Here is a 12,235-nt window from a genome sequence, read left to right as displayed (position 1 = left end):
TACTCCCCTTTCGCTCATGGACAAAGCCGCTCCTGCCAGATGTGCAAGAACGGCCTGCCTTGTCATTTATATTGATGTAGCTCTAGTATGCAGGTTGAAATTAGTTTTTGTTTTGCTCCACGCCGGAGTTTACTTTCAAACGCAGTGCATTCAGGCGGATAAAGCCTGTTGCATCGCCTTGATCGTAGGCTTGTGTTGGATCAGCTTCCATCGTTGCGATGTCCGGATTGTAAAGGCTGACAGGACTTTTCACACCTGCGCCGATGATGTTGCCTTTGTACAGTTTCACACGAACCGTACCTGTTACGTTCTTCTGGCTTTCAGTCACCAGCGCTTGCAATGCAAGACGCTCTGGTGCGAACCAGAAACCGTTGTATACCAGTGTGCTGTAACGTGTGATCAGGCTGTCACGCAGGTTCATCACTTCACGGTCCATCGTGATGGATTCCATTTTGCGATGTGCGGTGAACAAGATTGTTCCACCTGGTGTTTCGTACACGCCACGGCTCTTCATACCAACAAAACGGTTCTCAACCATATCTACACGGCCAATACCATGTTTACCACCCAGTTCATTCAGTTGCTCCATCACTTGCAGTGGGCTCAAGCGCTCACCGTTCAGTGCAACACAGTCACCTTGTTCGAATTCCAGTTCAACATATTCCGCTTGATCTGGTGCATCTTCAGGTGCACTGCTCAGCAAGAACATGTCTTTGTTCTCATCCGCGCTTGGATCGAACCAAGGATCTTCAAGCACACCGCTCTCATAGCTGATATGCAGCAAGTTACGGTCTGTCGAGTACGGTTTAGCCGCAGATGCGGTTACCGGAATACCATGTTTCTCAGCGTAAGCGATCATCTCAGCACGTCCAGGGAACTGGTTACGGAATTCTTCCAGACGCCAAGGTGCGATTACGTTAATGTCTGGTGTCAGCGCAGCCGCGTTCAATTCAAAGCGAACTTGGTCATTTCCTTTACCTGTAGCGCCGTGAGCGATGGCTGTAGCACCTTCTGCACGAGCGATATCCACCATGCGTTTAGCGATCAGTGGACGAGCGATACTTGTACCGAGAAGGTATTGTCCTTCATAAAGGGCACCCGCCTGGAACATCGGATAGATGAAATCTTTCGCGAACTCATCGCGCAGATCGTCAATGTATACTTTGGAAGCGCCTGTTGCCAGTGCTTTTTCCTCCAAGCCATCCAGTTCATCCTTTTGTCCAATATCTGCTGTGAACGCGATAATCTCTGCATCATACGTTTCTTTCAACCATTTCAAAATTACAGATGTGTCCAACCCGCCTGAATACGCGAGTACAATTTTTTCCTTAGCCATGTTCAATGGTCCTCCCCAAGATCAGTTAAGTTAAACAGAGCCTTCATACACTGAATCCTACGAGCCAGAAAACCCTTCCGATCACTGTTATCCCCAAATTTTTCCATCCCTTTTTGATAAAGGGTAAAATCCGGGGAAAGCCTATGCTTCCGATGCAGCTTTCTTTCAGAAAGTCTTCAGGTGCACGCTTCGCTTCTTCAGGCTTTTTCTGTCTCTCCGTTTTTGTGTATGCTTCTTGTTTAATTAACTTTTTAAAGTACATTATAGATGAATCTATCATCGCGAAATCTGCGCCTAAAATCAACCCATTCAATGAAATAGCAGCTATTCGCTCATTAATGCAGCCATTAAGGCTTTCTGTGCATGCAAGCGATTCTCCGCCTGATCAAAGATCAGGGAGTTCGGTCCGTCAATTACACCGGCACTCACTTCTTCGCCGCGGTGTGCTGGCAGACAATGCAAGAACATGTAGTCCGACTTCGCGCCTTTCATCAGTTCCTCGTCCACTTGATATGCTGCGAATGCCTGCTCCCGAATCTTCTGCTCTTCTTCAAAGCCCATGCTCGCCCATACATCCGTATACACGATATCTGCATCTTTGGCTGCTTCCTGTGCACTGTACGTTACAGTCACTTCAGAACCGCTCTCCTGTGCGATAATGCGTGCCTGCTCCACAACTGCGCTATCCGGCTCATAGCCTTCTGGCGTTGCTACAGCAACATGCATACCCATCTTCGCTGCTCCGAGCATTAGGGAGTGCGCCATGTTGTTGCCATCTCCGATGTAAGCCATTTTCAGACCTGCCAGCTTGCCTTTGTGCTCCAGCACCGTTTGGAAGTCTGCCAGTACCTGACAAGGATGCGCTGCATCGCTCAGGCCGTTAATGACCGGAACATCCGCATGCTCTGCCAATTCAGTTACATTATGGTGTCCAAAGGTACGGATCATGATGCCGTCCAGGTAACGGGACAATACTTTGGCTGTATCATGTGTTGTTTCCCCGCGACCCAGCTGGATATCATTTTTGCTCAGGAAGAGCGCGTGTCCGCCCAATTGGAACATACCCACTTCAAAGGATACACGCGTACGTGTAGATGATTTTTCAAAAATAAGTCCGATCGTTTTACCTTTCAACGGTTGAAAAGGTACACCGCTTTTTTGCTTACCTTTAATCTCAATCGCGAGATCAAGCAGATAACGAATCTCCTCTGCCGTGTAGTCCGTGAACTCGATAAAATCCCGGCCTCTCAGATCAATCTTCTGAATTTTTTCCGTTTGTTGTGCTGTCATGTATAATGTCCTCCTTATTTCCGGTTCCCTGCACCCGCATGGGCAGAAGAGATAGCAACGTTAACACTTTGTCTGGATGCTTCTCGAGTTTATCCATTCCCGCCTTCTGCAATTTCACCACGCGGCTACAGGGATTCATCATCTCATTCTGCTTCGAGGCCTGTAATGGCCCCGAGACAGAAAGGTTCTCATTTTTATATTAGGCTTTCGCCGCTACATGCTCTTCGATCAATGTGCCTACCAGCGATACGGCCTCGTCGATCTCTTCTTTGCTCACATACAGGTTCGGAAGCAAACGAATCACATTCGGTCCTGCAGAGACAAACAAGATACCGCGTTTTTGCCCAGCAAGCACAATATCACCTACCGGCTCAGCACATTCGATACCGACCAACAATCCCAAGCCACGTACTTCCTTCACAAAGGAATTGCCCGCCAAACGATTCCGCAGGGAGCTCATCAGGTATTCACCCATCTCCGCTGCGCGCTCAGGCAAACGATCTTCCAGCATCGTTTCGATTGTCGCAATGACAACGGATGAAGCAAGTGGTGTTCCACCAAATGTTGTCGCATGGCTACCTGGTGTGAACGCATCCCGCAGGAAACCTTTACCCAACATCGCACCTACAGGGAAACCACTACCGATACCTTTGGCAACGGTGAACACGTCTGGCTCAATGCCATAATGTTCGTGCGCGAACAGTTTACCCGTACGTCCCATTCCTGTTTGTACTTCATCGACAATCAGAAGCAACCCGTGCTCGTCACACAGTTTCCGTACATGCTTGACGAATTCCAGTTCAACTGGATATACACCACCTTCGGCCTGAACCATTTCCAGCATAATCGCTGCTGTGTTGGGTCCGATTGCCGCTTCAAGTGCAGGGATATCATGTAAAGGTACGGTAACAAATCCGGCTGGCAATGGCAAAAATCCTTCTTTCACCTTATCCTGTCCGGTGGCTGTCAGTGTAGCGAGTGTCCGTCCATGGAAGGACTGGGCAAATGTGATCACTTCATAACGATCTGTGCCTTTCACCTTCTGGTGATAACGACGGGCTACCTTAATAGCCGCTTCGTTCGCTTCGGCACCACTGTTACAGAAAAATACTGCATCAGCGCACGTATTAGCTGTCAATAATGCCGCTGCCTTCTCCTGGCCTGGAATCTGGAACAAGTTGGACACATGCCACAACTCATCAATCTGAGCTTTCAGCTTGGCTCCAACTTTCTCCGGTGCATGGCCCAGGCTAGTTACAGCGAGTCCGCACATGAAATCGAGATAACGGTTACCCTGATCATCCCACAACCAGCTGCCTTTACCTTTGACCAGACTGATTGGATAACGCGCATACGTTTGGAAAAGCGAGCTTTCCGTCTGTCCCGCTGCACCTGTTGCTGTTGCGCCCGCTACCGCTGTGCCAGAACCTGGCTGTTCGTTGCCTTTTGCCATGACCATATCACTCCTATTGGTTGGTGCACGAGCAATTATATAAGAAACCTGATTTACACTAGATCATCCGATTGCAGAACTATCTTTCGAACGTATGCATACTTCCACTTCGATGATAGAACAACCTTCTGATCGCTGTTATCCCTGGATTTTTTTTATTCCCCTTCAATGGGGAAAATCCTGTGATAAAGGCGCACGCTCCGCTTCTTCAGGTTATTTCTGTCCTCTCCGTTATGCATTTTTATTCTTCAGATTGGTTCTGCACCCTACGTTATTATGTGTGTAAAATTAGATTTCTTATATAAAAAGCCATGCACATATTTTTTATCTTGTATAAGAACCCAAATGAACCTTATTGCATACGGATGATTTTTGTTCCGATGATTTCTCCGCCGAGCACACGGCTCAGGATTTGAGGTTCGCTGCCATCTACGATGATGACCTCACGTACTTGACCATGGATACAAGCGATGGCTGCACGTACTTTGGGAATCATGCCGCCATAGATTTCTCCGGTCTGGATCATGTCCTCAATCTCTTGTACAGATACGGATGGCAGTACTTTTTTCTCGCCACCTACGTTCTTCATGATGCCAGGGACATCTGTTACGACAATCATCCGACTTACGCCGAGATGAGACGCCACTGCACCCGCAGCTGTATCTGCATTAATGTTGTAGCGTTGTCCAGTTGCATCTACACCAACTGGTGCGATAACTGGCATGTAACCCATGTTCACGATACCTTGGATAATCTCTGCGTTCACACCAGTGACATCGCCTACCCAACCGATCTCTGCGTGGTTTGTAACAGGTTTAGCCTGAATCAGGCCACCGTCCACGCCAGACAAGCCTAGTGCACGACCACCAACACGTTGAATCAAACGCACGATCTGTTTGTTGATACTTCCAGCGAGTACCATCTCCACTACGTCCAGCACAGGTTCAGTCGTTTTGCGCAGGCCATTAACGAATTCAGTTTCGATACCAAGCTTCGCCAGGTTATCCGAGATCGCAGGACCTCCGCCATGCACGATTACCGGCTGCGTGCCCTGAGACTGCAGATCACGCAGATCCGCAAAGAAAGACTCGGGCAATGCTGCCAGCGTGCTGCCTCCACATTTCATGACAAACATCTGTTTCTCTGTGCTCGCTTCCGTTGCGGTACTCTTGTTTGGCATTGTTGAATTCATGAGGGCAAGCTCCTATCATAGTAAAAATTATATTCAAAAAAATATAACACTTTTATAAGGTCACAAAGGCTGGTAGGAGTCCATTCCGAATTCGGATTGTTCTTTTGATCGCTGTTGTCTCCAGGTTTCTTGAATTATCCCTATATAGGGGAACACCCGGAGACAAAGGCGACCGCTCCGCTTCTGCAGAATCAATTCCGTCTTCTCCATTACTATCGCTATATGTCCAACACCAAACAACAAGTTTAAATTTCATTGATAATTTTTGAAACATCTCACGAAACAGCTTCACAATAGAAGACAGCTGTTTCGCAAAACCTTTATCCAAAGGTTTATTACGTGCGGTATGCGGCGTTAATTCGGACGTAGTCATACGTCAGGTCACAGCCCCAGGCTGTAGCCGTTCCTTCGCCGTGGTGCAGATCTACCACAATGCGAACTGTATCGGTCTGCAAATAGGCCAAGGCCGCTTCTTCGTCAAACACGACTGGGCGGGACTGCGCGAGTACCGAGATATCCCCCAAACGGATATCTACTTTATCCGGGTTTACCGGCTGTCCTGCACGCCCTACGGCTGCAATAATCCGTCCCCAGTTGGCATCTGCGCCGAACATGGCGGATTTCACCAAACTGGAACCGATGACGGTTTTGGCAATGGCTTGCGCGGATTCATCACTTACTGCACCTGTAACTTCTACCTCGACCAGTTTGGTTGCTCCTTCACCATCGCGAGCAATGGCTTTGGCCAGCACTTGGCATACATAGGTGAAGCCTGCTGCAAAAGCTTCCCAATCCGGGTGATCCATCGTCAGCTCTTCATTGCCTGCATATCCACTGGACATGGCTACCAGCATGTCGTTTGTACTTGTATCCCCATCGACTGTAATCATGTTGAATGTATGATTGGTTGCCTGGCGCAGCAGGCGCTGCAACGCTTCTGCACCAATGACCGCGTCAGAGGTCATAAAAGCGAGCATTGTCGCCATATTCGGATGAATCATACCCGAGCCTTTGGCGGCTCCCGCAATCGTAACCGTCTTACCGTTAACCATAACGGAGACGCAGGCTTCCTTTTTCACCAAATCCGTTGTCAGAATCGCTTGTGAAAATTGTTCCGCCTCATTCGACTCCTTGCCCATATGCGCTGGAAGTCCGGTGATGCCTGAATGTACAGCATCCATTTTGAGCAATTCCCCAATGACACCTGTGGATGCCACAGCCACGTCCTCTTCCGCCACACCCAACTCACGCGCAGCAGCCGAACGCATCGCATAAGCATCTTCTTCCCCTTGTTGCCCTGTACATGCATTGGCATTACCACTGTTGACGATAACAGCCTGAAGGCGTCCGTTGCTCAAGCTTTCGCGCGTTACTTTGAGTGGTGCCGCTTGAAACACGTTCGTTGTGTATACAGCAGCAGCTGTAGCAGGTACATCACAGCGGATCGCTCCGATGTCATTACGAGATGTCTTTTTCAATCCGCAGTGAAGTCCACCAGCAGTGAATCCCCCAGGGGCTACAATTGTTCCGTTCTCAACCACGGTAAAGTTCTGTTGCTCCACATTCGTTCCCATATCATATCCCCCGTATGCGTTCAGCTATATGCCGATGATCCGCCTGCTTAACCTGATCCGTTCTCCCTAAGAGACTCCGAGAAAGCACTTTACACCGAATGTTCCAGTGCTCCTCCTGAGTTCCACCTTAAGGATATACCGGTGTCATGTTCAGCCCGAGGTTCTCCTCCCATCCCATCATCAGGTTCATATTTTGAATCGCTTGCCCGGAAGCACCCTTCACCAGGTTGTCGATGACCGAAATAATCGTCAAACGCCCTGTGCGAGGATCAACCGCAAATCCGATATCACAATAGTTGGATCCGTACACTTCTTTGGTCGAAGGCCAGATACCCGGTTCACGTACACGTACAAAAGGTCTGTTCTCATAATATTTACGGTACAAATCTACGATCTCCCGGTCGCTGTGTTCCCCAACGAGGTTTGCATACATCGTACTCATGATTCCACGTGTCATTGGCACCAGTTGTGTTGTAAAGGTAACCGTAACAGGTGTTCCTGTTATATCACCAAGCACTTGTTCAATCTCGGGAATATGTTGGTGTTTGTTCAGTTTATAGGCTTTGAAATTTTCATTCATCTCTGCATAATGGTTCGTCAGACTTGTTCCGCGTCCTGCACCGGATACGCCTGATTTAGCATCAATTATAATAGTAGAAGGATCAATCCAGCCTGCCTCTACTGCAGGGATCAGCCCAAGAAGTGTAGCCGTTGGATAACAGCCTGGGTTGGATATAAAATTCTGTCCCTTCACCTTTTCACCGTACACCTCAGCCATGCCGTAAACAGCTTGTTCCAGCAAATCCGCTGAAGGCGCCGGATGTTTGTACCACTCTTCGTACACTGTTCCATCTTTGAGTCTGAAATCGCCAGACAGGTCAATGACCTTAAGCCCTGCTGCCAGCAGGCTTGGTACGAGCTTTGCACTTACGCCGGACGGGGTCGCTGTGAATACCAGATCCGCACGACTCGCAATCTCAGCCGGATCTACACCGTCGAGTGGCCTGTGAATCACGTCCGTCAAATGCGGAAATCCATCTGCGATGGACTCACCACTGCTCGATGATGAGATCACCGATGTGATTTCAACCTGCGGATGGTTCTGGAAAAAACGAATCAGCTCCACCCCGCCGTAGCCGGTGGAACCGACGATTGCTACTTTTAATTTGTTATTCACTCTCGCTCCCCCAATCTCGATGTATGCGCTACTTGTGCTATGCCCTTGCATGAATGAGGCCCGAACACAGCAATTCCGTCGCTTATATGCATATTTGTGTATTATTATACGACTCTGGTTATATAAATACAACACTCTATCATCAATTTCACATGGATTTCCATCCAATCCGAACATATCTTTTTTAACATCCGGGACGAACAGGTATACTTCTGTTAAAATACGTATTAGTAGGAAACATTACAATCAGGGTCTCATTCATAACTAACCTGCTAGTCAAGGACATATGAATAGATTCATGATGGTCATTATGAGACGTGGGGGACTATAGTGCATATTGAATCCATTTTACTTATTGTACTCCTTGGCCTGAATATTATTTTTGCCGCAGCAGTCGTTTTCTTCGAACGGAAGGATGCCAGCGCTTCCTGGGCTTGGCTGCTCGTCTTGAACTTTATTCCGGTGTTTGGGTTTGTACTTTATCTTTTAACCGGTCAGAATCTGACCCGATACCGGCTTTTCCAGTGGAAGGAACGTAAGAAGCTCGGGCTAGAGGAACGTATTGAAGCCCAGCTCACGCAGTTGCACGATAACCGCACCCCTTTCCGCAACCAAGCAACCGAGAGTAGCCAGGACATGATCTATATGAACCTGAAGCAGAACGGCGCTCTGTTAACGGAGGATAATGCGGTTGAGATCATTACAGACGGAACAGACAAGTTCCAACGGCTCTTGGATGACATCGAAGCGGCCAAGGATCACGTGCACGTACAATACTACATTTATAGAGGCGACCGTCTGGGCAAAAGAATTCGGGATGCACTTATCCGCAAAGCGCGGGAAGGCATCAAAGTTCGTTTGCTGTATGACGCGCTCGGATCACGGCGGGTATCAAAACGCTTTTTCAAAGAATTGCGCGAAGCAGGCGGTTTGGTTGAAGTCTTTTTCCCCTCCAAATTCAGTCTGATCAACTTGCGTATGAACTACCGGAACCACCGGAAGATTGTCATCATCGATGGTAACCTGGGATACACGGGCGGGTTTAATGTGGGAGATGAGTATCTCGGCTTGAACTCGAAATTCGGTTACTGGCGTGACACACATCTGCGTATTCAGGGGAATGCCGTTCATGCGCTGCAGACCCGTTTCCTCCTGGATTGGAACGAAGCGTCCAAGCAACACGACACACCTTACGTTCCGGCGCATTTCCCTCATATCGAGGGTACAGGAAAGATTGCCATGCAGATTGTCTCTAGTGGACCGGATGCAGAGACCGAGCATATCAAGAACAGTTATCTCAAGATGATTAATGGTGCCAAACATTCGATTCTGATTCAAACGCCTTATTTTATCCCGGATGCCAGTGTATTCGAAGCTATTCGTCTCGCGTGTCTGTCCGGTATTGATGTTCGCATCATGATTCCTAATAAACCCGACCATGCCTTTGTATATTGGGCTACGTTATCTTATATTGGTGAGTTGTTAAAAGTTGGCGCCAAAGTATTTATATATGATAATGGCTTCATTCATGCCAAAACACTTATCATTGACAGTTTGGTTGCATCCGTGGGAACCGCCAATATTGACTACCGCAGTTTCCGGTTAAACTTTGAGGTTAATGCCTTTATGTATGATGAAACGATTGCGACAGCACTTGTACAAACCTTTGAGCACGACCTGCATGTATCGCGTGAGATGACGCTCGATGAATACCAGAAACGCAGTCTGATCATTCGCTTCAAAGAAGCCATTTCCCGTCTGCTATCTCCGATTCTGTAGTGGTGGCACTCCGATGACAGAATCGCTTTCCGATCGCTGTTATCCCCAGATTTTTTTGATTTTCTATTCTAAAGGGGAAAATCCGGGGATAAAGCCGAACGTTCCACTTCTTCAGGATATTTCTGTCCTCTCCGTTATTGGATGTTAAGTTGAACTTTTAATAATAGAAAAGCAGGTACTCCCTCACCGTTATCTCAGAGGAGGGCGTACCTGCTTTTTTTCTTAAATTTTCAAACTTATGAGCCTACACGGCTCACTCGCTGTATTTTAAACTCGTTCACACATGTTCTCCCCGCTTAAAACCTTCGCCGAGCACTTCGTGCGCGTTACTGATAATGACAAAAGCTCCCGGGTCCACAGACCGGATCAACGCTTTGAGTCTTGGTACCTCATTTTGCCCAACCACTACCATCAGTACCGTTCGTTGGTCGTCGGTGTACCCGCCCTTGGCTTCCAGTTTCGTTAAGCCACGATCCAGATCATCCAGAATCACTTTGCTAATCGCTTCTGTTTGGTTGGAGATAATATACGCCACCTTGGAGAAGCCCAGTCCCATCTCAACAGCATCGATCACTTTACCGGTAACATACAACCCAATCAGCGCATAGAGGGACTGCTCCAAGGACAACACAAATGCAGCCATAATAATAACGGTGGCATCCATAATTACGACACAGAGGGAGTAACTCAGGCCACTGTACTTCTGCACGATCCTGGCGAGAATGCTCATGCCTCCTGTTGATCCTCTACCTCGATATACAATGCCAATCCCCAGACCCACGCCAATTCCACCGTACAGTGAACCCAGAAGCGGATTCGTTGTTGGAATGGCCCAATCCTTCGTCAGATAGACTAACAATGGCAGGACAATACTGCCGAGAACTGAACGGATACCATACTGTTTGCCAATGAGCAGAAACCCTGCAATCAGGAGTGGTATATTAATTGCCCACTGAGTATAAGCCGGCTCCCAATTGAGCCATTCCTTGCCGAGGATCGATAACCCGGACACCCCGCCTGAAGCGATCTGATTCGGTAATAGGAATAAATTAAAGGCCACTGCGATTAAAAATGAACCTACAATGATGGATAACGTATCCACGACGTTTCTCCAAGGCCCGTTTAGGGGGATGAGGCTGGTTAACCTCTTTTTGCGATTATTATGAAATTGTGATCGTTGTTGCATGTTCTCGTGCTCTCCTTTGTTGTGACTGATCAATTGTTCGCTCATTTTTTCTATATCCTATAAAATTATTCAAAAAAAAGCTCCCATATACACCAGCATACGCCTACACGCATGGGTCCATACAGGAACTTCTATTAATCGGTTTCTACTTTAATCTGGCTGCGCAAATAACCATCGATGAATGCATCGAGGTCGCCGTCCATTACTGCTCCTGTATTTCCTGTCTCTACGCTTGTACGGTGATCCTTTACCATACTATAGGGATGGAACACATAGGAGCGAATCTGGCTACCCCATGAAATATCCGACTGATCCCCTCGGATTTCATCCAGCTGTTGTTTTTGCTCTTCAATTTTACGCTCATACAATTTCGAACGGAGCATCGTCATCGCTCGCTCACGGTTCTTGATCTGTGAACGTTCATTCTGACACGTTACAACTACACCTGTTGGAAGGTGAGTAATCCGTACAGCAGAGTCGGTGGTATTGATATGTTGTCCACCCGCGCCACTTGCCCGGTACGTATCGATCTTTAGGTCCTCGGTGCGGATGTCCAATTCGATCGTATCATCAATCTCCGGTACCACATCACAGGATACGAAGGACGTATGTCTACGGCCCGATGAGTCAAAAGGAGAGATCCGCACCAGTCGGTGTACACCCTTCTCGGCTTTCAGATAACCATAAGCGTTATGTCCCTTGATCGACAACGTAACACTCTTGATCCCAGCCTCATCACCTGGCAGATAATCCAGTACCTCAACCTTGAAGCCACGCTTCTCGGACCAACGTGTGTACATCCGGAGCAGCATCTGTCCCCAATCCTGGGACTCGGTACCACCCGCACCCGGGTGAAGCTCCAGAATCGCATTCATCTTGTCGTACGGCTGATTCAGGAGAAGCTGAAGTTCGAACTCTGCGACTTTGTTCACGATCGCTGTAATACTGTTACCAATCTCGGTAGCGAGGTCTTCGTCGCCTTCTTCATCCGCCAACTCTATCATCATCACCGCATCATCATAATCCTGTTGGAGTTTGGAGTATTGATCCACAGATCCCTTCACCGCGTTTAGCTCAGCGATTACGGATTGCGCCTTGTCACTATCGTCCCAGAAATCCGGGGCAGACATCTTCACTTCGAAGTTGCCGATCATCTCTTGCTTCAGATCTAAGTCAAAGAGACCCCCTAAGGTTTGTTAGTTTCTTGCCTATTTCACGCAGGTCATGCTTCACGTTTGGATCGATCAT

Annotated in this window: 9 protein-coding genes; 1 reads left to right on the top strand and 8 read right to left on the bottom strand. The window is 48.0% G+C overall.

The genetic code is table 11. The features are described 5' to 3' along the window. Nucleotides 1-100: 100 nt before the first annotated feature. The 6 genes from MKX68_RS14290 to argC all read right to left on the bottom strand — a co-directional run bounded on the left by MKX68_RS14290 (nt 101) and on the right by argC (nt 8,022). The gene (locus MKX68_RS14290) at nt 101-1,336 is read right to left on the bottom strand and encodes an argininosuccinate synthase (protein ID WP_017692004.1); all 1,236 of its coding nucleotides are present in this window, start codon (nt 1,334-1,336) and stop codon (nt 101-103) included. A 324-nt stretch (nt 1,337-1,660) separates the two neighbouring features. Further along, nucleotides 1,661-2,626, bottom strand: coding sequence for an ornithine carbamoyltransferase (gene argF, locus MKX68_RS14285; RefSeq protein ID WP_340912476.1), 966 nt, complete (start codon nt 2,624-2,626; stop codon nt 1,661-1,663). 199 nt (nt 2,627-2,825) lie between these two features. Beyond that, nucleotides 2,826-4,079 carry an aspartate aminotransferase family protein gene (locus tag MKX68_RS14280; protein ID WP_340912475.1) on the bottom strand — a complete coding sequence of 418 codons (1,254 nt, stop codon included), beginning with the start codon at nt 4,077-4,079 and terminating at the stop codon, nt 2,826-2,828. Between the two features lie 352 nt (nt 4,080-4,431). Further along, on the bottom strand, nt 4,432-5,271 hold the full coding sequence (argB, locus tag MKX68_RS14275; RefSeq protein ID WP_091013051.1) for an acetylglutamate kinase: 840 nt from the start codon (nt 5,269-5,271) through the stop codon (nt 4,432-4,434). A 335-nt stretch (nt 5,272-5,606) separates the two neighbouring features. After that, nucleotides 5,607-6,845 (bottom strand): bifunctional glutamate N-acetyltransferase/amino-acid acetyltransferase ArgJ, encoded by a 1,239-nt coding sequence (argJ, locus tag MKX68_RS14270; RefSeq protein ID WP_340912471.1) that lies wholly within the window; start codon nt 6,843-6,845, stop codon nt 5,607-5,609. A gap of 127 nt (nt 6,846-6,972) precedes the next feature. Then, entirely contained in the window at nt 6,973-8,022 is a 1,050-nt protein-coding gene (argC, locus tag MKX68_RS14265; protein WP_340912469.1) for an N-acetyl-gamma-glutamyl-phosphate reductase, read from the bottom strand. Between the two features lie 330 nt (nt 8,023-8,352). On the opposite strand from argC, the gene cls reads away from it, so the two are divergent. Next, on the top strand, nt 8,353-9,801 hold the full coding sequence (gene cls / locus MKX68_RS14260) for a cardiolipin synthase (RefSeq protein WP_133386068.1): 1,449 nt from the start codon (nt 8,353-8,355) through the stop codon (nt 9,799-9,801). Nucleotides 9,802-10,078: 277 nt separating this feature from the next. Here the strand turns inward: cls and MKX68_RS14255 are convergent, their stop codons facing one another. Together MKX68_RS14255 and prfB are read right to left on the bottom strand one after the other, a co-directional pair. Next, entirely contained in the window at nt 10,079-10,987 is a 909-nt protein-coding gene (locus MKX68_RS14255) for a YitT family protein (RefSeq protein ID WP_133386069.1), read from the bottom strand. Between the two features lie 134 nt (nt 10,988-11,121). Next, a protein-coding gene (gene prfB / locus MKX68_RS14250; protein WP_340912466.1) for a peptide chain release factor 2 occupies nt 11,122-12,235 on the bottom strand; the annotation gives its coding sequence in 2 pieces (ribosomal slippage) (nt 11,122-12,162 and nt 12,164-12,235; 1,113 coding nt in all).

The sequence above is a fragment of the Paenibacillus sp. FSL M8-0212 genome (assembly GCF_038004645.1).
Classification (GTDB): Bacteria; Bacillota; Bacilli; order Paenibacillales; family Paenibacillaceae; genus Paenibacillus.
Note: the sequence above shows the minus strand (reverse complement) of the source record. Positions and strands in the feature narration are given on the sequence as shown.

Coding starts and splice junctions, on each gene's coding strand:
- argJ (WP_340912471.1), bottom strand. CDS start 6,845: ATGGGAACGAATGTGGAGCAACAGAACTTTACCGTGGTTGAGAACGGA.
- MKX68_RS14255 (WP_133386069.1), bottom strand. CDS start 10,987: ATGCAACAACGATCACAATTTCATAATAATCGCAAAAAGAGGTTAACC.
- MKX68_RS14290 (WP_017692004.1), bottom strand. CDS start 1,336: ATGGCTAAGGAAAAAATTGTACTCGCGTATTCAGGCGGGTTGGACACA.
- argB (WP_091013051.1), bottom strand. CDS start 5,271: ATGAATTCAACAATGCCAAACAAGAGTACCGCAACGGAAGCGAGCACA.
- argF (WP_340912476.1), bottom strand. CDS start 2,626: ATGACAGCACAACAAACGGAAAAAATTCAGAAGATTGATCTGAGAGGC.
- MKX68_RS14280 (WP_340912475.1), bottom strand. CDS start 4,079: ATGGCAAAAGGCAACGAACAGCCAGGTTCTGGCACAGCGGTAGCGGGC.